This is a genomic window from Streptomyces sp. NPDC044033 (assembly GCF_056434425.1).
Genome location: NZ_JBWKFF010000029.1, coordinates 34855 through 55878, shown reverse-complemented (window position 1 = coordinate 55878; position 21024 = coordinate 34855). Strand labels below are relative to the sequence as shown.

Below are 21024 nucleotides of genomic sequence, written 5' to 3'. Positions count from 1 at the left end.
TGCCCGTGCGGCGGCGGGAACAACAGTGAAGGGCTCATCCTTGGATGAGGTGGGCTAATCGACGGGACCGACGGGGCGGGCAGCGCGTGAGCGGACTGGAGATACGGGAGCTGGAGTGCTTCCTCGCGCTGAGCGAGGAGCTGCACTTCGGGCGCGCGGCGGAGCGGCTGTATGTGTCCCAGGGCCGGGTGAGCCAGCTGCTGCGGTCACTGGAGAGCCGGATCGGGGCGCGGCTGCTGGACCGTACGAGCCGCCGGGTCGCGCTGACCCCGCTCGGCGCCCGCTTCCTGGCGGAGCTGCGCCCGGCGTACGACACGCTGCGCACCGCCGTCGAGAGCGCCCGCACCGCGGCGCGGGGCCTGGCGGGCGTGGTGCGCGTCGGCTTCCAGGGCAACGTGGACGAGCAGGTCACGGGGGCCGTACGGGCGTTCCGCACGCTGTATCCCGACTGCGAGGTGGAGATCGTGGAGGTGGCCCTGGGCGATCCGTTCGGCGCGGTGCGGCGCGGCGAGGTGGACGCGGCGATCGTGCTGATGCCGGTGGCGGAGCCGGATCTGGTCGTCGGCGCGGTGTTCCCCTCGCAGCCGCAGACGCTGGCGGTGTCCGTACGGCACCCGTTCGCGCGCCGGGCGTCCATCGGCGCGGAGGAGCTGGCGGACGGCCCGCTGATCGGCCTCGCGGGCCCCGCGCCCGCGTACTGGCTCGAATTCATGGCACCCCCGACCACCCCGGGCGGCCTCCCGATCCCGCGCGGCCCGCTGGTGCGTACGAACCAGGAGGCGCTGCTGGCGGTCGCGGCGGAGCGGGGCGCGATGGTGTTCTGCGCGCCGACCGCGGCGTACTACGGGCGGCGCGACATCACCTTCGTGCCGGTCACGGGGCTGCCGGCCTCGACGCTGTGCGTGGTGTGGCGGCGCCGGGCGGAGACGGAGCGGGTACGGGCCTTCAACCGGGCGGTGGCCACGGGGGTGGCGCGAGGCAGCGACGAAGGCGCGGCCACGGACGTAACGCGGGACGGCGGCGACGGTACGGCCACGGACGCAACGCGGGGCGGCGGCGACGGTGCGGCCGCGGGCGACCGTACGAGCGGCGGGAAGCCCGCCGCGGGCGTCGGCGACACAGCGGCGCCGGTCCCCGCCGGCTAGGGAACATGCGGGCGGAATAGCAACATCCATAAGGGACATAAGTCGCATACCTTGCTAGGTTGCAGCCCATGAGCGCAACGCCGGCAGACGCTCCCCCTCCCCTGCTTCGGCTCCCCAAACGCCGGGGCACCGAACTGGTTCTCCTCATCGGGGCCGTGCTGGTCTCGGTCTACGGCTATGTGGCCGTCGGGCTGGCGGCCGAGGACACCGTCCCCAAGGACGCCGTGAACTACGGCGCCGGGCTCGGCGTCCTCGCCCTCCTCGCGCATCTCGTGGTCCGGTTCCGCGCCGCGTACGCCGACCCGCTGCTGCTGCCCATCGCCGTCCTGCTCAACGGCATCGGCCTGGTCCTCATCTACCGGCTCGACCTCCAGACCCCCAAGGACCAGGCCGCGCCCACCCAGCTCATCTGGTCGACGCTGGGCGTCGCCCTGTTCATCGCGGTCGTCCTCTTTCTCCGCGATCACCGGCTGCTCCAGCGCTACGCCTATCTCTTCGTCGTCGCCGCGCTCATCCTGATGGTCGTGCCGATCGGCTTCCCCGCCATCAACGGCGCCAAGATCTGGATCCGGATAGGCGCGTTCTCGATCCAGCCCGGCGAGTTCGCCAAGATCCTGCTCGCGGTCTTCTTCGCCGCCTACCTCTCGGCCAACCGGCACGCCCTCGCCTACACCGGCCGCAAGATCCGCCGCCTCCAGCTGCCCACCGGCCGGGTGCTCGGCCCCGTCGTCGCGATCTGGCTGGTCAGCGTCGGCGTACTCGTACTGGAGCGGGACCTGGGCACCTCGCTGCTCTTCTTCGGCCTCTTCGTGGTAATGCTGTACGTGGCCACCGGCCGCACCGGCTGGATCGCGGTGGGCCTGCTGCTCTGCGCGGTCGGCGCGGTGGCCGTCGGCTCCCTGGAGCCGCATGTGCACAGCCGCGTGGAGGACTGGCTGCACCCCTTCGCCTCCATCGACGCGGGGCGCGGCGCCTCCCAGCTCGCCCAGTCGCTCTTCGCCTTCGCCGCGGGCGGCATTCTCGGTACGGGCCTGGGCCTGGGCCACTCGTATCTGATCGGCTTCGCGATGAAGTCGGACTTCATCCTGGCCACGGTCGGCGAGGAGCTGGGGCTCGCCGGGCTGACCGTCGTCTTCCTGCTGTACGCGTTCCTGGTGGCCCGCGGCTACCGGGCCGGGCTGGCGCTGCGCGACCCCTTCGGCCGGCTGCTCGCCATCGGGCTGGCCTCCATCCTCGCGCTCCAGGTCTTCGTGATCGCGGGCGGCGTGATGGACCTGATCCCGCTCACCGGGATGGCGATGCCGTTCCTCGCGCAGGGCGGGTCGTCGGTCGTCACCAACTGGATCATCATCGCGCTGCTCATCAAGATCAGCGACAGCGCGCGCAGACCGCCCCCGGCGGCGGCGACGGGGGTCACCGCGGCGGCCGCGCCCGGCTCGGGGCCGCTGGACGATCCGTACGGATTCGAGGAGGACGAGCTGTGATCCGCTACATCCGGCGCGCCGCGGCCTTCTGCCTGCTCCTACTGGTGGCGCTGCTCCTCAACGCCGGCCGCATCCAGGTCTTCAAGGCCGACGACTACGACAAGAATTCCGCCAACCGCCGCCAGACCATAGCCCGTTACAGCCAGCCGCGCGGCGACATCTACGTCGGCGGCAGGCCGGTGACCGGCTCCAAGGACAGCGGCCAGCAGCTGCGCTATGAACGCACGTACAAGCAGGGGCCGTTGTACGCGCCGGTCACCGGGTACGCCTCGCAGACGTACGGCACCTCGCTCATCGAGAACGCCGAGGACGACGTGCTCTCCGGCACCGACTCCCGCCTCGCGCCGCTCCCGTTCTGGAACGAGGTCACGCGCGGGAAGCAGCCCAGCGGCGGTGTGCACACCACCATCGACGCCGCCGCCCAGCGGGCCGCGTTCAACGGCCTCGGCGGCAAGAGGGGCGCGGTCGCCGCCATCGAACCGAGGACCGGCAAGGTGCTCGCGCTCGCCTCCACCCCCTCGTACGAACCGAACCGGATCGCCGGCACCGGCTCGGCCGTGGCCCGCGACTGGTCGCGGCTCAACGACGAGGACTCCCAGCCGATGATCAACCGGGCGCTCAAGCAGGTCTACCCGCCCGGCTCCACCTTCAAGGTCGTCACCGCCGCCGCGGCCCTGGAGCACGGCGCCGTCGAGGACCCGGACGCGGCGACCGACACCCCGAGCCCGTACACCCTGCCCGGCACCACCACCAAGCTGACGAACGAGGCGAGCGGCTGCGAGAACGCGACGCTGACCCACGCCTTCGAGGTCTCCTGCAACACCGTCTTCGCCCACCTCGGCGTGGACGTCGGGCTCGGCGGCATGGTGGACACCGCCCGTGGCTTCGGCTTCAACGACGGCGGTCTGCGCATCCCGTCGGCCGTGGTGCGGAGCAACTTCGACAGCGAGATGAACGACTCGCAGGTCGCGCTCTCCGCCATCGGCCAGTACAACACCGCCGCGACCCCGCTCCAGATGGCGATGGTCCCGGCGGCGGTCGCCTCCGGGGGCGAGGTCAAGAAGCCGTACCTGGTGGCCAAGATCACCGCGAAGGACGGCGACACCATCGCGACCGCCAGCCCCCAGACGCTGCACCGGGCGATGAGCACCGGCACCGCCGAAACCCTCCAGAAGTTGATGGTGAACGTCGTCACCAAGGGCACCGGCACCAACGCGGCGATCAACGGCGTGACCGTCGGCGGCAAGACGGGCACCGCGCAGCACGGCGTGGACAACAAGGGCACCCCGTACGCCTGGTTCATCTCCTGGGCCAAGGCCGACGGGGACGACCCGGCGGTGGCGGTGGCGGTCGTCGTGGAGGACGCCGCCGCCAACCGCGCCGACATCAGCGGCGGCGGCAGCGCGGCGCCGATCGCGAAGTCCGTGATGGAGGCGGTGCTCAACCACTGAGAGCCCGGGCCGGGTCCACGTATCGGACGGACCCGCGAAAAGGTGCAGCATGAAGCTAGCCTCCGGTGGCACAGCAGCGCGGGCGCGAGGAGGCAGAACGATGAGTGCGCCGGGTACCAGCAGTGACCAGGACATCCGGCCTGGGCGGACCGGCCGGGTGGTGGTGGCCCTCGACGGCGTCGGCGTCCGGCGCTACACCACGGGCCAGACCATTCTCGACGGGATCGACTGGACCGTACGCCCCGGGGAGCACTGGGCGCTCCTCGGCGCCAACGGGGCCGGGAAGACCACGATCCTGAAGCTGATCGGCGCGACCATGCACCCCACGACGGGTTCCGTGGAGGTCCTCGGCCACCGGCTCGGCCGCGTCGACATGCGCGAGCTGCGGGCCCTGATCGGCCTCGTCTCCTCCGCCCAGAAGGTCCCGCTGGACGCGACCGGGCACACCGTGGCGCTGACGGGCGCGACCGGGACCGTGCAGCCGCTGTGGGGGAAGTACGACGAGGCGGTGCGCGAGCGCGCCCACGAACTGCTGGCCGAGCTCGACTGCAAGGAGCTGGCCGACCGCCCGTACGGCGTCTGCTCCGGCGGCCAGCGCGCCCGCGTCCTCATCGCCCGCGCGCTGATGGCCGACCCGGCGCTGCTCCTGCTGGACGAGCCGTTCAACGCGCTCGACCTGCCGTCCCGCGAGGACCTCATCGACACGATGCACCGGCTGGCCGCGAACCGCCCCGAGCTGGCGACGGTCACGGTCACCCACCACTTGGAGGAGCTCTCGCCGAGCATCGGCCACGCGCTGCTGCTCCGGGAGGGGCGGGTGCAGGCGCGCGGGCCGGTGGATGAGGTGCTGACGGCGGAGCGGATGACGGGTTGCTTCGGCAGGTCGATCGAGGTGACGCGGCACGAGGGCCGCTGGCTGGCGCGGTCGGGGGCGGCGGCGAGGTAGCGGTGGTGAGGTAGCGGCGGTGAAGTAGCGGCCCCCGCTTGCAGCTCCCGGCGCATGCGGTGAGGTACCGGCCCCCGCTACAGCTCCCGCCGCATGCAGACGCGGGGCCACCGGTCGAGCCCGAGCTCGGCCTCGTGGCGCCGGATCTCTCGCAGACCGGGCGTCAGTTCCGCGTCCGCGAGGGGGCGGAAGCCGCACCGCTCGTAGTACGGCGCGTTCCAGGGCACCTCGGTGAAGGTGGTCAGCGTCAGAGCGCGGAGCCCCTGCCCGTCCGCCCACTGGGCCAGGTGCTCGATCAGGGCCCGTCCGGCGCCCCGGCGGGCGAGGTCCGGATGGACCGTCACCTGCTCGATGTGGGCGGCGCCGTCGACGGCATCGGCGATGAGATAGGCGCGGGGCCGCCCGCCGGCGTCGAGCGCCACCCAGGCCCGGCCGCCCTGCTGATAACGCGTGAGGTCGGCGAGCGAGGGCGGTTCGTCGTCGGCGATGGCGGCCATGCCGATGTCATGGAAGGCGAGCCCGCCGGCCCGTTCGATGTCTTGGAGAACGGGCAGTTCGTCGGCCGCGCACGGCCGGATGCGGTGGGTCTGCATGATCAGATCTTAGGGAAACTGAATCCGTATCCCTGTTCCTTCAGCCACGGCAGAAGCTCATCGAGCGCGGCCACGGTCTCGCTGCGCTCCCCGCCGCCGTCGTGGAAGAGGATGGTGGGCCCGTTCGACAGCTCCTGCTTGACGGTGTTGATGATCCCCTGCACGCCGGGGTGCTCGAAGTCCTTGGTGTCGATGTTCCAGCCGAGGGGCCGCATGCCGTGCGCCGCCGCGATCTTGCGGCTGTCGGGGGTGAAGGCACCGCCGGGCGCGCGGTAGTACTGCACCTTCGCGCCGCCCGCCGCGCCCTCGATCATCTGCTGGGCGTCGAGGATCTGCTGCTTCTGGTAACTGACGGAGCGGTGGTCCATGGCTATGTTGTGATCGATGGTGTGGTCGCAGAGCCGGTGCCCGGCCGCCACGACCTTCTTGACGAGTTCCGGGTGCTCCTTGGCCTGCGGCCCGATCATGCAGAAGGTCGCCTTCACGTCGTACCGCTTGAGCAGTTCGAGGACCTTGGGCGTCCAGACGGGGTCGGGCCCGTCGTCGATGGTGATGTTGACGGCCTTGCCGCCGCTCTCGGTGGCGTGCGTGATGCCGATGGGTATCTTCTTCTGCGGCGCGGGCTTCGCCGCGGGGTTCTCCTGGCGTACGTGTTGCCCCTGTTCACCACCGGAACTGTGGGTGGCCGCGGCCACCGCCCCGGCGATCCCCGCGGTCGCCACCACGACGGCGGCGACCGCCATCGCGACGCGCCGCCGTTGGGCGGTCAGTCGTGCCATGAGAACGTCCCACTCCCTCTGTGCGTCTCAGTACGGCAGGACTGAACGCGGTACGGCTCCCCATTACTTCTCCCCAAGATGCCCTGTGCGGGGAGATTGGTTCCAATGATTCGCGTGTGTGACGAGTCACCCGCCCAACGCCGGGGGCGCTCCGCTCACGGAAGGGCGAAGGGGCAGGTCAGCGGGCGGGTGCTGAATCGGAGGGGCGGGGCTGAGGGGCGGGCCGTGCCGTGCCGTTCGAGCACGCCCTCCCCGTCCGCGCCTTCGCGGCGTGGCACATACTCGGCACTGCCCCACGGCCCGCGACAACCGCCGCGCGACACAGTCCCGGCCACCGCGACAGACGGGGTACGGGTTAGCCTCGTGGGATGCGTGTACTGATCACTGGGGCAACTGGCTATGTCGGCCATGCTGTTGCGATCGCTCTGGCCGGGGCGGGGCATGAGGTCGATGCCCTCACCCGGGATCCGGGCTCGGACAGGGCGCGGGGGCTGCGGGACCTCGGTGTCCGGCCGCTGCGCGGGAGTCTCACGGACCGTGCCGTGCTCAGCGGGATACTCGCCAGTGCGGACGCCGTGGTCCATACCGCCTTCGACCCGGATGACCCCGTCGGCGCCGATCGTGCTCTGTTCGGCGCTCTCGCCGACGCCGGTCGCCGCCGGCATCTGGTGTATACGACCGGCTGCTCGGTCTACGGTGAGCACGCCCACGCGGTGCTGACGCCTCAGACGCCCGTCGACGACGGCAATCGACGTGCGCGCCTGGAAGCCGAACTGCGCGGTACCGGGCTGCCGCACACCGTGCTGCGCCCCGGGATGGTGCACGGCGGTGATGCGCGCAGTTCGATCGTCGGGGACTGGTTCAGCGAGGCCCGGTCCTCCGGGCCGGTGCACCGGGGACGGCGGGACAAGGTGTGGTCCTGGATCCACGTCGAGGACCTGGCGCGTGCGTACACGGCGGTACTGCGTGCGCCCGAGGAACATGACGGGCGCACCTACCTGCTGGCCGACGCACATCCCGTGGCCCCGCTGGCTGTCGTCGAAGCCGCTGCCCGGGCGGCCGGCAGCACCGACGCTCCGGCCTTCGCCCCGGTTGAGGACGAGAAGCCGGTGTACCGGGTGTTCGACCGTGACGAGGTCATCGACTCCTCCGCCGCCCGGGGCGCGTTGGGGTGGACCCCGCAGGAGAGCGATGTCCTGGCAGCACTGCCTGCTTCGTTCAGGCAGTGGTCGGCCGCCCGGCCCTGAGCAGGGTCTGCCGGGGAACGGAGACCGAGCCACCGTGGTCGACGACGCAAGGTGGATCCGCACAGCCCCGGCGCGGCCTGCGAAGGAACACCTTTCGCTCCGCTGGTCGCCATGCCCGGCGCCGCAGCGTTCACCTGCGCGGGACACCCGGGCCGTGGAGTGCGGCACCTCATGAGGTGGCGGCTCACACGGCCCGGGGGCCGTACGGGCGTCAGCGGCGGCCCGCCGGTGTTCCGGGGGACCTCTTCGCATAGGCGATGACCCACCCGACGGCCAGCGCCAGGCCCGCGATACCGATCGCGGCGAGGGCCAGGGTCTTGAGGATTCCCGCCCCCGCGGACGCCCCGCCGATGGCGCCCGTGATTCCCCCGACGGCCGCCAGGATTCCCAGGACGAGCGTTCTGTGGTTTCCGAACAGCCCGTCGGCCAAACGGCTCCGGCCCGGCCGGGGTGCGCTTCTGGGCTGCGCTCCCGGCTGCGGTTCCCTGCGGTGGTCGCTCATTTCCAGTGCACTCTCCCCGGGTCCTTGGGGGCCATGATCTTCGCATCCGGCCGTTCGGAAGCGTGCTGGGCCGGGGTGTAGTAGAAGTCCAGGCCGGTGGCGACGATGCCGGCGGGGACGCCGAAGACCTTTCCGCCGAACTTGCCCGCCTTGTTCATGAAGGTCGGTTTGCGATGCCGGCCGCCGCCGCCGGAGGTCTCCACGAGGGAGGCTTCCATACCGGCCGCGTAGGCCGGTGTGCCGTCGATGAAGTACGACTTGGCACCGGCCCAGTCGTGCTTCTGCACGCTGTCGGCGCTGTTGAGCCATGCCCGGTAGCTGAGGAATTCGGCCACCGGCTTGACGGTGGAATTGCCGAACTTGCCGTCCGCCGCGTGGTCGATCTTCGACTGGATCTCGGCGTCGGAGATTTCCTTGAGCGAGATCTTCTTGTCGCTCTGCTGCCCGCGTTCCTTCCGCATACTGCGCGCCTCGGCGAGGCTGACCGGGGCCGTCGGGAGAAACCCTATGTCGTAACTGTGCTTCATGTCCCGCAGCGCCCACCGCAGCGTGGAGTCGGTCTTGTCGGCGTCCTCAAGAGCCTGCTGGGTCCGGTTCTTGTAGGCCGCGATGGTGGGCTCGTAATCCTTTTTGAGCTCGGCGAGCTCATCCGGTTTCACCTTGTCGGCGTCCACATAGACGGAGCCGTCGCTCGACTTGACCGAAAGGTGCTCGTGGCCCGCGAGCTCCTCCGTGATGTCGGTCAGCCCCTTCTTCGCCGCGCGGAACGACTTGAGGCAGCTGTTCAGGAATGTGTGGACGCTGCCGGCTTCGTTCTCCGCGTTGTCGAGCTGGTACCCGAGCCCTCGGATGGTCGTGAAAGCCGCTTGCGCCGCGTCCCCTTCCCAGTCCGACCGCTCCAGCCCCTTCGCGACCTGGGTGTCGAAGGTCCTCGCGGCCTTGTGCACGCGCTTGGGCAGGTGCGACCAGGCGTCGACGGCCGAGGAGAGCTTCTCCAGGTTCACGGACTTCAGGTCCGTATAACTCACTGACATGCCGCCCCCTCAGATGACGTCGCCGGGCTTGTACGTGTACTTCTTCTGGAAACTTCGCTTCCGCTCGTGGTCCTCGGTCTCGAAGGAATCCGCGGCCGAGCGCAGCGCCCCGCCCAGCCCCTCTTTGCCGATCTGCCCGGCCACGTACTTCGCGCCCTTTTCCCAGGAGTCGATGAAATCCGAGAAAGCGCCGTCGGAAGAGAATCCCTTCAGCGATCCAGGGATCTCCGCCGTCTTGGCCAGCACGTCCTTGTGAGCGTCCTTGAACTCCTTCGACGCCTCGTTCTCCGCCTTTTCCGCCCGGCCGCGCAGAAGGGACGGCGTCACATGGAGCTTTCCCTTGGCTCCCTGTCCGCCGCCGCCCGCGCCATTGAGCCGCGTACCCGTGGCCTGCTCGGCCTGCGCATTGGCCTTGAGCTGAGCCCACTCGTCATCAAAAGACATCATTCCCCCGTTCGGATCACGCTACGCAAGCATCCGTTCACCAGCCACGAGCCTGGCGGACGTCCGCGCCTGTACGGTAACCCGGAGTTCAGCCCGTACGCACCTGCCGCCGGCCCCCGGGAAACAAGCCCTGTTCCCGATTCGCCACGCAATGCACGTAAAGGCCGTAGCTCTTTTCGCAGGGCCGTCGCAGTCGGGGAGCGGATAGGGCAGGCGCCGGAACTGCCGGAGATTCGGCGGCGCCCGCGGGGGTGACCCTCAGGTGGCCCGCAGGTTACGCAATGACCAATTCCCGTAACGGTCTTGCCAGTTGAGAGCCGCGTGGCCCATGGTTCGATCTCAAGCCGGTGCCGGGTACGTCCGACGCTCGTCGGGCGCGGTGTCGGTGTCCGTTCCGGCGAAGGGTTGTCGACCACCGTGCTCTCCCCCGCTCCGCACTCCTCGCGCCGCAACCGGTTCCTCGGCTGCGGCATCGCTCTGGCGCTCGCCGCCGGTTCCGCCGCTCTGACGCTGCCGGCCTCCGCGGCGGCGGGCCCCGGCAAGCCGAGCATCAAACTCTCCACCGGGTACCTGTCCGGCGCGGTCGGCGCCACGGGCGACCCCACGGTCACGGTCACGGTCGCCCAGAGCGGCGCGGGGAGCGACGCGCTCACGGTCAGCGCCACCGCCAGTTCCCGCGATTCGGTCGCCAAGGCCGGGGACGTGGAGATCACCGGCAGCGGCGACAGCCGGCAGGTGGCCGTCAAGGCGCGCGGGAAGGGGTACGCCGACCTCACTCTGGAGGTGAAGGGAGCCGGCGGGAAGAGCGCCACCACCACCCTCCACTACGCCGCCTCCGGCGCGCTGCACGACGCCGGCGCCGGCACCCGGTACCTCACGGGGGCCAGCGACTCCTCCGCCGCGGTGGACGTCGGCGGCGGGTACATGGTCGTCGCGGACGACGAGAACAACACCCTGCGGCTGTACCGCCGGGACGCCTCCGGCGGGCCGGTGAAGACCTGGGACTTCAGCTCGAAGCTGGGCGTCTCGGAGGAGATCGACATGGAGGCCGCGACCCGCGTCGGCGACACCGTCTACTGGACCGGGTCCATGGGCAACAGCAAGAAGGGCAAGCCGAAGCCGGACCGCTCCACGCTGTTCACCACCACCGTCACCGGCTCCGGGGCCGGCACCGAGCTGAAGGTCGGCGGCTCGTACCACGGGCTGCGCGACGACCTCGTCAAGTGGGACCAGGACCACGGGGACCGCTTCGGATTCGCCGACGGCACCGCAGAGGGCCAGGTGCCCAAGCAGATCGACGGCTTCAATGTGGAGGGGCTGGAGTTCGCACCGGGCAGCTCCAGCACCGCCTACGTCGGCTTCCGGGCGCCGCTGGTGCCGCCGAAGAAGGGCGCCAAGGCGCTCCTCGTACCGGTCACCAACATGGACAAGCTCGCGAAGGCCGGCAAGAAGGGCACCGCGGCGGTGCACGCCACCTTCGGCGACCCCGTCACCCTCGACCTCGGCGGCCTGAGCGTCCGCGACATCCGGCGGAACTCCGCCGGCCAGTACCTGATCGTCGCCGGTTCCTGGGCGGCGGAGGACAACAGCGAGCCGTACGCCCTGTACGCGTGGGACGGCGTCGCCGGGCACCAGCCGGTCAAGCGGCTCGACCTGCCGGTCTCCGACCCCGGCGGCTGGGAGGCCGTGGTCGACGTCCCCGACCTCTCGGCGCCCGGCGCCAAGGTGCAGGTGATCACGGACGCCGGCTCCGCCGACCTGTACGGCGACGGCACCGAGGCCAAGGAGCTGCCGCACGCCGAGTGGAAGAAGTCGCGGGCCACCTGGTTCCCGCTCGGCTCCTGACCGGACACGGCCACCGGGCGCGGTCCGCGCCGCTCGCCGCGAGGCGGCGCGGTCCGGTCCGGTTCAGGACGCCTTGACGCGGACCTCGTCCCGGACCGCCGCCGCCCGCTTCGCCAGGGCGTTCACGTCCGAGGCACCGCCGCCGGCCGAGCCCCCGCCGGTCTCCAGGACCGTCGCCACGGTGCTGTGATCGCTCCACGCGCATACGGGCATGGTGCCGGACTGGCCGGCGCGGCTGATGGTGATCACCTGGCAGCGCACCGGCTCGTCCGCGCCCGGCGGGGTGACGTCGCGGGCGGGCGTGGTGACTTCGGTCCCCTGCGCCTCGCCGACCCCCTTGAGCATGCTCTCCATGGCGACATCCGGGTCGGAGATCTCCCCGTACATGCCCGAGAAGACCAGGGTGGTCGGCGTCTTGCCGGACGCGGCCGTGTACTGGCCGCCGGCATTGCGCATACCGCGCTCGTTGGGGCCGGAGTTGCGGTCGCCCAGCTTGTCGTCGAGCGTGCCGGTCAGATCCTTGGCGAGGGTGTATTGGCCGCCCGCCAGGGACTTGGGGACGGTCAGCCGGTACTCCGCGGAGCTCGACGGCGACGACGGCGATTCCGAGGACGATGACGACGATGACGAGGACGTCGGGGAGGAGGACGACGTCGACGAGTGGCCTTGCGACGCGATCGCGGTCACGACGCCGCCCAGGACCGTGACCCCGACCAGAGCGCCCGCGACTATCGCGATGATCTTGCCCGGGCCCATTCCACGCCGCGGCGGCGGCATCGGCGGCTGCCCCCAACCCGCCGGGTACCCGGGGTACCCCTGCGGATACCCCTGTTGCGGGGCCTGTTGAGGGTGCTGGGGGTGCTGAGGGTATTGGGGAGCTTGGGGGTAAGGGGGATACTGCGGCTGCCCGTACCCGGGCCCGCCCTGCGGTGGCGCCGGGGGCGGCGGTGGCGGCTGCCCCTCCCCGTACGGCCCCTCCTGCCCTTGCCCGTACGGCCCCTGCGGCCCTTGCCCGTATGGCGGCGGCGGTGTCGACATCGGTGCATCCCCCTCGGTGCTCATCCCCGTTCATGAGCACGGTACGTCACCCCCTCCGCACCGATCCGCACCCCTCCGCCCCGTCGTAAGCCCCTCGCCGTCAGCCCGCCGCCGGCACCCCCGCGCCCTCTCGCCCCGCCGTCATCCCGCCTCGGCGCCGCGCGCGATCGCGTCGGCGACCTCGGCCGTACGCGCCGCCTCCTCCGCCTCGAAGCGGCTCGCGTCCAGCCGCTCCGCGATCTCCTCGTCCTGCGCCATGAGCAGGTCCAGATTGGAGTCGCCCAGCTCGAAGACGCCCATGTCGGCGTAGGCCCGCTGAAGCCGCTCGCCCCACAGGCCGATGTCCTTGACGCACGGGACGATGCGGCTGAAGAGGAGTTTCCGGAAGAGCTGGAGGTACTCGGACCGCTCGCTCAGCTCGGTGGCGTCCCGCTCGGGAATCCCGAAGTTGGTGAGGACCTCCTCGCCGCGCAGCCGGTCGCGCATCAGATAGCAGCCCTCGATGACGAACTCCTCGCGCTCGCGCAGCTCCGCGTCCGTCAACTGCCGGTAGTAGTCGCGCAGCGCCATCCGCCCGAAGGCGACGTGCCGCGCCTCGTCCTGCATCACATAGGCGAGGATCTGCCGGGGCAGCGGCTTGTCCGTGGTGTCCCGGAGCATGCCGAAGGCGGCGAGCGCGAGCCCCTCGATCAGCACCTGCATGCCCAGGTACGGCATGTCCCAGCGGGAGTCCTTGAGGGTGTCGTCCAGCAGGGACCGGAGGTTGTCGTTGATGGGGTAGACCATGCCGACCTTGTCGTGCAGGAACCGGCCGTAGATCTCCGCGTGCCGCGCCTCGTCCATGGTCTGGGTGGCGGAGTAGAACTTCGCGTCCAGGTCCGGGGCCGACTCCACGATCCGGGCCGCGCACACCATCGCGCCCTGCTCGCCGTGGAGGAACTGGCTGAACTGCCAGGAGCCGTAGTGGTGTCGCAGCTCCGCCTTGTTCCGCTCGCTCATCCGGTCCCAGTACGGGCTGCCGTAGATGGTCATGTTCTCGTCGGGGACCCCGAGCGGGTCGTACGGGTCCACCTCCAGGTCCCAGTCGATGCGCCGGACCGAGTCCCACTGCTTGTCCTTGCCCTTCTGGTAGAGGGCGAGGAGCCGTTCGCGGCCGGAGCCGTCCTGCTGGCCCGGGTACATCGCTCCCCAGCTGAAACGCGCCGCGCCGCTCGCGGGCACTTCCCAGCTCCGCTCTCCCAGCTCCTGTGGCATCGGCTTCCGCGTCGACATAGGACGCCTCCCGTCGCGTGCACCAAGGGTCGTTGGCAGGCTCACACGCCCGTTACCGCTGGGTCAACAAGTTGCGCGAGAGGGATTGACGGCCTTGCTGACAAGCAGTCTCATAAGAAGGTGACCGCGGGTAACCCAACAACGAGGTGTCCTCAGCCATGACCACCGCTCCCGAACAGACAGCAGCCGCGACGCCCGAGGCGTCCGAGCACGATGTCGCCGTCCTACGGGACGCGCTCGGCCTCCTCAAGGACCGCGAGCAGGTCGCCGAGCGGCTGCTCGCCTCCTCCGCCAAGCACTCCTTCGACCCGGACACCGAACTCGACTGGGACTCCCCCACCGAGGACGGCAAGTGGTACTGGCCGCCCGAGCTGCTCTCCCTCTACGGCACCCCGATGTGGCACCGGATGCCGCAGGAGCAGCGCCTCGAACTCTCCCGCCACGAGGCCGCGTCGCTCGCCTCCCTCGGCATCTGGTTCGAGATCATCCTGATGCAGCTGCTGGTCCGGCACATCTACGACAAGCCCGTGACCAGCTCGCACGTCCGCTACGCGCTCACCGAGATAGCCGACGAGTGCCGGCACTCCAAGATGTTCGCCCGCATGATCGACAAGGGCGGCGCCCCCACCTACCCGGTCTCCCGCGTCCACCACAACCTGGCGCGCGTTCTGAAGACCGTCTCCACGACGCCCGGCTCGTTCGCGTGCACGCTGCTCGGCGAGGAGATACTCGACTACATGCAGCGGCTCACCTTCCCCGACGAGCGCGTGCAGACCATCGTCCGCGGCGTCACCCGCATCCACGTCGTGGAAGAAGCCCGGCATGTCCGGTACGCGCGCGAGGAATTGCGCCGCCAGATGGTCTCCTGCCCGCGCTGGGAGGCCGAGTTGACCCGCGTCAGCTCCGGCGAGGCCGCCCGGATCTTCTCCATCGCCTTCGTCAACCCCGACGTCTACACCAACATCGGGCTCGACCGGCGCGAGGCCGTCCGGCAGGTGAAGGAGAGCGGCCACCGCCGCGAGGTGATGCAGGCGGGCGCGCAGCGGCTGACCGACTTCCTGGACGAGATCGGCGTCATGCGCGGCCTCGGCCGCAGGCTGTGGCGCAGCTCGGGACTGCTGGCCTGACGGCCTCCCGGACCCCGGCCCCCTCGCGCGCCCCGGCCCGTACGCGCGCCCCACCGTCCCGACCACCGCCCCGACATGGCGGTTACGCTGCGGAGTATGAGCAACAGCCGCGCCTCCCAAGAGCTGGACCCGAGATCAGGCGGCACACGGCGGGGCCCGGCCGTGCGGGGCTCGTACCGCAGGCTCAGCGTCGAGGAACGCCGCGCGCAGCTGATCACGGCCGCGCTGGGGCTCTTCGCCCATCGCGCACCCGAGGACATCTCGTTGGACGACGTCGCCGCGGCGGCCGAGGTCTCCCGGCCGCTGGTCTACCGCTACTTCCCGGGCGGCAAGCAGCAGTTGTACGAGGCCGCGCTGCGCAGCGCGGCCGACGAACTCGAACTGTGCTTCGCCGTACCGCAGACCGGCCCGCTCACCCACCGGCTCGCCGCCGCCCTGGACCGCTATCTCGCGTTCGTCGACGAGCACGACGCGGGGTTCAGCGCGCTGCTCCAGGGCGGGAGCGTCGCGGAGACGTCCCGTACGGGCGCGATCGTCGACGAGGTGCGGCGGTCCGCCGCCGACCAGATCCTCACCCACTTGCAGGTCCCCGAGCCGGGCCCACGGCTGCGGATGATGGTGCGGACGTGGATAACGGCCGTCGAGGCGGCCTCCCTGATCTGGCTGGACGAGGAGAAGCAGCCGCCGGTGGGCGAGTTGCGGGACTGGCTCGTGGACCATTTCGTCGCACAGCTGACGGCGACCTCGGCGAGCGACGCGCAGACGGCGCGGGTGACGCGGGCCGCGCTCGCCCTGGAGCTGCCGGACGGAGCGGCGGGACGACTGGCGCGGGCCGTCATACCGGTCGTGAGCGACGCGGCCCACTTGCTCTGACGCGCGTACGGGCAGGGCCCGCGCCCAGCCGTACGGGCACGGGCCGCCCCTGGCCGTACGCGCACACGAGCCCGGGCCGGGCCCCGGCCAGCGCGTGGCGGCCGCATACGCGCCGGCTCGCCTCCGGCTAAGCGGTGCGCCGCCCGCAGCAGCAGGGCGACCGCGCCCGCACCCGCCAAGAGCACCGCGGCACTGAACACGAATGCCGTGCGGTAGCCGTGGACGGCCGCCGCGGGGCCGGTCCCCGCGGCCGTGACCAGCGTGGCGTGGTCGGCACCGGTACCGGGCCGCTGCCCCGCCCACATCTCATCCCCGGGGATGACCCCGGTGACGAGCGGGGCTGACGGAGACTGGTGGGGTGAGAAGCGAAGACACCCTGTTCGTGGGCGGGCCCCTGGACGGGCGCGTGCTGCCGGTGCTGCTGGGGGCCACCGGGCAGCCGCCGAAGTCGTACGAGATCCCGGTGCCGAACGACGACGGGCGGCCGCCGACCCTGCACGTCTATCTGCGGGCTCCGGCCGGTACGACGAAGCGGCTGGGGCTGCCGCGGGGCTGGCGGTACGAGTACGCGCCGCAGGGCCGGCCGCAGGGCGGCCTGAAGTGGCCGTGGACGAAGAGCGGTTGACGGCGGGCGGCCGGGCCGCCCGAGGTTTGGTCCGGACCATTGACACCAGTGGTCCAGACCGGTTTGCTGCTTGACCAGAGGGGTCCGCCCTGGCGAACTCCCTGGCTCCGCGTCCGATGGCCCCGCGCCCGCCGCACCCGGGGCCGGACCGGCGCCGGTTCCTCCCCTGCGAGGGCGGCCCCCTCTCCCGAACGCTCGACCGGCACGCCCCCACCACCCGTACCGCCGTCGACAAGGAGCACCCCCCATGCCCCTGCGCGAGAGAACGCTGTCCGCCTCACTGGCCGCCGTCGCCGCCACCGCTCTGCTGTCCACCGCCGCGTACCTCCCCACGGCCCACGCGGCCGCCCGCCCCGACGCCCGTACAACGGCCGCGACCGCCCTGCCCGAGCACGCGCTCGTGGGCTATCTGCACGCCAGTTTCGCCAACGGTTCCGGCTATGTGCGGATGGCCGACGTCCCCAGCAGCTGGGACATCATCGACCTCGCCTTCGGCGAGCCGACCTCCACCACCTCGGGCGACATCCGCTTCGACCGCTGTCCCAAGAGCGAGTGTCCGAACGTGGAGTCCGAGGACGAGTTCAAGGCCGCGATCAAGGCCAAGCAGGCGGCGGGCAAGAAGGTGCTCATCTCCATCGGCGGCCAGAACGGCCAGGTGCGGCTCACCACCGCCGCCGCCCGCGACGCCTTCGTCAAGTCCGTCGGCGCGATCATCGACCGGTACGGGCTCGACGGCCTGGACATCGACTTCGAGGGGCACTCGCTCTCCCTCGACAACGGCGACACCGACTTCAAGAACCCCAAGACCCCCGTCATCGTGAACCTGATCTCGGCGGTCAAGACCCTCAAGGCGAAGTACGGCGCCGGCTTCACGCTCACCATGGCGCCGGAGACCTTCTTCGTGCAGCTCGGCTACCAGTACTACGGCTCGGGCCCGTGGGGCGGCCAGGACCCGCGCGCGGGCGCGTACCTCCCGGTCATCCACGCCCTGCGCGACGACCTCACCCTGCTGCACGTACAGGACTACAACTCCGGCCCGATCACCGGGCTCGACGGCCAGTACCACACCATGGGCGGCGCGGACTTCCACATCGCGATGACCGACATGCTGCTCACCGGCTTCCCCGTCGCGGGCAACAAGAACAACGTCTTCCCCGCGCTGAAACCCTCTCAGGTCGCCATCGGACTGCCCGCGAGCCCGAACGCGGGCAACGGCCACACCCCGCCCGGCGAGGTGAACAAAGCGCTCGACTGCCTGACGAAGAAGACCTCGTGCGGCGGCTACGCCACCCACGGGACCTGGCCCGCGCTGCGCGGGCTGATGGCCTGGTCGGTGAACTGGGACTCCTTCAACAAGCGGGAGTTCTCCAAGAATTTCGACGCCTATTACCGGCGCTAGCACCTCAGGGCCACCGCTGGTCAGGTGACGCGAAGGCGGCCATTCAGTGGCGAGGTCGGGCGGAATCGCCCGTACCACTGCCATTAATAGCATTGGTCATGGCACGATCCACTCCTGGGCCAAATGATCTCGGCCATTGATGGAGGTAATCGTGTCCGGACGGTTCGTACGGTCGGTGTGCACGGCGGCAGTGGTCGCCACGGCGGCGTTCGCACTGCCCGCGCCCATGGCCTTCGCCTCACCGAAGGACCCGCCGGACACCCCGGTCAGCGAGCTCCTCAGCCAGCTCCAGACGCTGTATCAGAAGGCGGAGGAGGCCACGGAGACGTACAACGGGACCGAGGAGAAGCTGAAGAAGCAGCGGGCCCGGGTCGACCAGCTCAACAGCGAGCTCGCCGACGTCCGGGTCGCGCTCGCCAACAGCAGGAACGACGCCGGACGGCTGGCGCGCGAGCAGTACCGCGGCGGCACCGGCGCCCTCTCCCCGTACGTGCGGTTCCTGCTCAGCCGCGACCCGCAGGAGGCCCTGGACCAGGGGCACCTGCTCAAGCGCGCGGCCGGCCGGCAGGCCGCGACGGTCAAGCGGCTCACCGGCGGCGAGCAGGAAGCCGACCAGGTGGCGACCGACGCGGTGGCCGCTCTCGACGTGCAGCAGACCCTCGCGGCCACCCAGAAGAAGCAGCGCGACGCGGTCAAGCAGCGGCTCGCCGAGGTCGAGAAGCTGCTCTCGTCCCTGACCGGCGATCAGCTCGCCGAGCTCCAGCGGCAGGAGCGGAAGGACGTGGGCGAAGCCCAGCAGAAGCTGCTGGCGACCGGCGCGCTGAGCGGGGCGCGGGCCCCCTCGAAGGACGGCGAGACGGCCGTGAAGTACGCCTTCCAGCAGGTCGGCAAGCCGTACGTATGGGGCGCGACCGGGCCGGACTCCTTCGACTGCTCGGGCCTCACCTCGCAGGCGTGGGCGCACGCGGGCGACCCGATCCCGCGGACCAGCCAGGAGCAGTGGAAGTCGCTCCCCCGGGTGCCGTTCAACGAGCTGCGCCCCGGCGACCTGGTCATCTACTTCGCGGGGGCGACCCACGTCGCGATGTACATAGGGGACGGCCTGGTGGTGCAGGCGCCGCGGCCCGGCGCGCGGGTGAAGGTGTCGCCCATAGCGGCGAACCCGCTGCTCGGCGCCGTACGCCCGGACAAGGGCAAGGAGCCCCTGAAGGGCTACAAGCCGCCGCGGCTGCCGGCGGGCGCGGCGGCCGGGTCGGACACGGGCTACGGCTCCGCCGGGGCGCCGAAGCACTGAGAGCGGACAGCACGAAGGGGTGCGGCCGTCGGCTGCCGCACCCCTGTCCATGCCCGGCTCCGCTCCCTGGCCGGTCCCGGATCTCCCCGCCCGGCGTCAGACCCGGGCCGCGACCTCGCCCAGGTACGCCTCCGCCTTGGCCGGGTCGTAGAAGAAGTTCTCGAAGTCCGACGGGTCGTCGAAGCCGTTGGCGAACCGGTCCGCTATCGGCTGGAACTGCCCGGCCGCGCCGATGATGTTCAGGACGTGCTCCGGCGGCGGGGCCAGCATCGCGTTGGTCCACTTGGTGACGTGCCGCGCCGTCTCCCAGTAGCGGTCGAAGGCGGCCTGCATCCACTCCGCGTCGAAGGGCCGGTCCCCGTGCTCGACGATCGAGGCGAGGTACGAGGCCGCGCACTTGGACGCCGAGTTGGAGCCCTGCCCGGTGACCGGGTCGTTGGCCACGACCACGTCCGCGACGCCGAGGACCAGGCCGCCGCCGGGCAGCCGCCCGATGGGGTGCCGCACGGTCGGGGCGTAGCGCCCGGCCAGCGTGCCGTTGGCGTCGGTCAGCTCGACCTTGGTGGCCCGCGCGTACTCCCAGGGCAGATACCGCTCCAGCAGCTCCAGGGTCACCGCGAGGTGCTCGTTGGGGTCCTTGATGCCCTGGAAGACGTCGAGAGGGCCGCCCGGCACCCCCTCCCAGAAGAGGATGTCGGCCCGTCCGGAGTTGGTGAGCGTCGGCATCACGAAGAGTTCGCCGACGCCGGGCACCAGGTTGCAGCGGACCGCGTCGAAGTCGGGGTGCTCCGGGCGCGGCCCCATGCCGTGCACATAGGAGACGGCCAGGGCGCGCTGCGGCGCGGCGTACGGGGAGCGGGAGGCGTCCCGGCCGAACATCGACACCAGCTCGCCCTTGCCCGCTGAGACCAGCACCAGGTCGTAGCGGCGGGCGAAGAAGTCCAGGTCGGAGACTGCCGCGCCGTGGATGACGAGCTGCCCGCCGCGCTGCGCGAAGGTCTCCATCCAGCCGGCCATCTTCACCCGCTGGTCGACGGATTGGGCGTACCCGTCGAGCCTGCCGACCCAGTCGACGGCGCGCGAGGAGTCGGGAGCCGCGACGGAGACGCCGAGCCCCTTGATACGGGGGGCCTGGCTCTCCCAGAAGTTGACCTGGAGGTCGCGCTCGTGCTGGAGCGCCGTGTGGAACATGCACTGGGTGGACATGACCCGGCCGGAGCGGACCTCGTCGGCCGTGCGGTTGGACATCAGGGTCACCTCGTAGCCCTGGGACTGGAGTCCGAGGGCCAGTTGGAGGCCGGACTGGCCGGCTCCTACGACGAGTATCTTCCGCATGGTTCTCCAGCTCTTATTCGGGGGTGACGTCGTGCGCGTGGCCGACCATGGCCAGCAGCGATTCGACAACCGTGATGCGTCTGCGCGCATCCATGATCACAACAGGTACGCGCGGAGGCACGGAGAGCGCGTCGCGCACGTCCTCCTCCTCGTAACGGGTCGTGCCCTCGAAGTGGTTGACCGCGACGATGTAGGGCAGCCCGCAGCTCTCGAAGTAGTCGAGCGCGGGGAAGCAGTCCTCCAGCCGCCGGGTGTCGGCCATGACCACCGCGCCGATCGCGCCGCGCACCAGGTCGTCCCACATGAACCAGAAGCGCTTCTGGCCGGGCGTGCCGAACAGATAGAGCACCAGGTCGGAGTCGAGCGTGATCCGGCCGAAGTCCATGGCGACCGTGGTCGTGGTCTTCTCCGGCGTCGCCGCGAGGTCGTCGACGTCCTCGCTGGCCGTGGTCATCACGGCCTCGGTCTGGAGCGGGGTGATCTCCGAGACCGTGCCCACGAACGTCGTCTTGCCGACGCCGAAGCCGCCGGCCACGACTATCTTCGTGGCGACCGGCGCCCGGGTACGGTCCATCTGCCAGCTCTGCAACC

The 21024-nt window shown here is 70.8% G+C and carries 19 protein-coding genes and 1 pseudogene; 11 read left to right on the top strand and 9 right to left on the bottom strand.

Annotation, left to right across the window (positions count from 1 at the left end; genetic code table 11):
* Positions 1–86: 86 nt before the first annotated feature.
* The 4 genes from AC07AB_RS35410 (at position 87) to AC07AB_RS35395 (ending at position 5026) form a co-directional block, all read left to right on the top strand.
* A complete protein-coding gene (locus AC07AB_RS35410) occupies positions 87–1145 on the top strand; it encodes a LysR family transcriptional regulator (protein WP_478575919.1) in 1059 nt (352 codons plus the stop codon).
* A 68-nt stretch (positions 1146–1213) separates the two neighbouring features.
* Positions 1214–2629 carry an FtsW/RodA/SpoVE family cell cycle protein gene (locus AC07AB_RS35405; protein ID WP_478575917.1) on the top strand — a complete coding sequence of 472 codons (1416 nt, stop codon included), beginning with the start codon at positions 1214–1216 and terminating at the stop codon, positions 2627–2629.
* Entirely contained in the window at positions 2626–4080 is a 1455-nt protein-coding gene (locus AC07AB_RS35400; RefSeq protein WP_478575915.1) for a peptidoglycan D,D-transpeptidase FtsI family protein, read from the top strand. The genes AC07AB_RS35405 and AC07AB_RS35400 overlap by 4 nt, the downstream gene beginning before the upstream one ends.
* Positions 4081–4180: 100 nt before the next feature.
* Entirely contained in the window at positions 4181–5026 is an 846-nt protein-coding gene (locus AC07AB_RS35395; RefSeq protein WP_478575913.1) for an ABC transporter ATP-binding protein, read from the top strand.
* Positions 5027–5103: 77 nt separating this feature from the next.
* On the opposite strand, the gene AC07AB_RS35390 is transcribed toward AC07AB_RS35395, so the two are convergent.
* On the bottom strand, positions 5104–5619 hold the full coding sequence (locus tag AC07AB_RS35390) for a GNAT family N-acetyltransferase (protein ID WP_478575911.1): 516 nt from the start codon (positions 5617–5619) through the stop codon (positions 5104–5106).
* Between the two features lie 2 nt (positions 5620–5621).
* Positions 5622–6398, bottom strand: a complete 777-nt coding sequence (locus AC07AB_RS35385; protein WP_478575910.1) for a polysaccharide deacetylase family protein — start codon at positions 6396–6398, stop codon at positions 5622–5624.
* Between the two features lie 368 nt (positions 6399–6766).
* On the opposite strand from AC07AB_RS35385, the gene AC07AB_RS35380 reads away from it, so the two are divergent.
* The gene (locus AC07AB_RS35380; protein WP_478575908.1) at positions 6767–7645 is read left to right on the top strand and encodes an NAD-dependent epimerase/dehydratase family protein; all 879 of its coding nucleotides are present in this window, start codon (positions 6767–6769) and stop codon (positions 7643–7645) included.
* 211 nt (positions 7646–7856) lie between these two features.
* Here AC07AB_RS35380 and AC07AB_RS35375 read toward each other — a convergent pair whose 3' ends face one another.
* The 3 genes from AC07AB_RS35375 to AC07AB_RS35365 form a co-directional block, all read right to left on the bottom strand.
* Positions 7857–8075 (bottom strand): hypothetical protein, encoded by a 219-nt coding sequence (locus AC07AB_RS35375; RefSeq protein WP_478575906.1) that lies wholly within the window; start codon positions 8073–8075, stop codon positions 7857–7859.
* 68 nt (positions 8076–8143) lie between these two features.
* Complete coding sequence (locus tag AC07AB_RS35370; protein ID WP_478575905.1) at positions 8144–9181, bottom strand: hypothetical protein; 1038 nt, start codon at positions 9179–9181, stop codon at positions 8144–8146.
* Positions 9182–9190: 9 nt separating this feature from the next.
* On the bottom strand, positions 9191–9625 hold the full coding sequence (locus AC07AB_RS35365) for a hypothetical protein (protein WP_478575904.1): 435 nt from the start codon (positions 9623–9625) through the stop codon (positions 9191–9193).
* 417 nt (positions 9626–10042) lie between these two features.
* On the opposite strand from AC07AB_RS35365, the gene AC07AB_RS35360 reads away from it, so the two are divergent.
* Positions 10043–11470, top strand: coding sequence for a hypothetical protein (locus tag AC07AB_RS35360; RefSeq protein WP_478575965.1), 1428 nt, complete (start codon positions 10043–10045; stop codon positions 11468–11470).
* Between the two features lie 63 nt (positions 11471–11533).
* Here the strand turns inward: AC07AB_RS35360 and AC07AB_RS35355 are convergent, their stop codons facing one another.
* Positions 11534–12226, bottom strand: a complete 693-nt coding sequence (locus AC07AB_RS35355; protein WP_478575902.1) for a hypothetical protein — start codon at positions 12224–12226, stop codon at positions 11534–11536.
* A 423-nt stretch (positions 12227–12649) separates the two neighbouring features.
* Positions 12650–13780, bottom strand: coding sequence for a ferritin-like domain-containing protein (locus AC07AB_RS35350; RefSeq protein ID WP_478575900.1), 1131 nt, complete (start codon positions 13778–13780; stop codon positions 12650–12652).
* 158 nt (positions 13781–13938) lie between these two features.
* On the opposite strand from AC07AB_RS35350, the gene AC07AB_RS35345 reads away from it, so the two are divergent.
* The 5 genes and pseudogenes from AC07AB_RS35345 (at position 13939) to AC07AB_RS35325 (ending at position 19098) form a co-directional block, all read left to right on the top strand.
* On the top strand, positions 13939–14907 hold the full coding sequence (locus AC07AB_RS35345) for an AurF N-oxygenase family protein (RefSeq protein WP_478575898.1): 969 nt from the start codon (positions 13939–13941) through the stop codon (positions 14905–14907).
* A gap of 96 nt (positions 14908–15003) precedes the next feature.
* Positions 15004–15780: a TetR/AcrR family transcriptional regulator gene (locus AC07AB_RS35340; RefSeq protein WP_478575896.1), complete on the top strand. Its 777-nt coding sequence runs from the start codon at positions 15004–15006 to the stop codon at positions 15778–15780.
* A gap of 358 nt (positions 15781–16138) precedes the next feature.
* Positions 16139–16405 (top strand): hypothetical protein, encoded by a 267-nt coding sequence (locus tag AC07AB_RS35335; protein ID WP_478575895.1) that lies wholly within the window; start codon positions 16139–16141, stop codon positions 16403–16405.
* Positions 16406–16787: 382 nt separating this feature from the next.
* Positions 16788–17804: pseudogene (locus tag AC07AB_RS35330) on the top strand (chitinase); the annotation flags it as partial.
* A gap of 151 nt (positions 17805–17955) precedes the next feature.
* Positions 17956–19098 carry a C40 family peptidase gene (locus AC07AB_RS35325; protein ID WP_478575893.1) on the top strand — a complete coding sequence of 381 codons (1143 nt, stop codon included), beginning with the start codon at positions 17956–17958 and terminating at the stop codon, positions 19096–19098.
* A 96-nt stretch (positions 19099–19194) separates the two neighbouring features.
* On the opposite strand, the gene AC07AB_RS35320 is transcribed toward AC07AB_RS35325, so the two are convergent.
* Both AC07AB_RS35320 and AC07AB_RS35315 read right to left on the bottom strand, forming a co-directional pair.
* Positions 19195–20433 (bottom strand): styrene monooxygenase/indole monooxygenase family protein, encoded by a 1239-nt coding sequence (locus tag AC07AB_RS35320; RefSeq protein ID WP_478575891.1) that lies wholly within the window; start codon positions 20431–20433, stop codon positions 19195–19197.
* Positions 20434–20446: 13 nt separating this feature from the next.
* On the bottom strand, positions 20447–21007 hold the full coding sequence (locus tag AC07AB_RS35315; protein WP_478575964.1) for a GTP-binding protein: 561 nt from the start codon (positions 21005–21007) through the stop codon (positions 20447–20449).
* Positions 21008–21024: the final 17 nt, after the last annotated feature.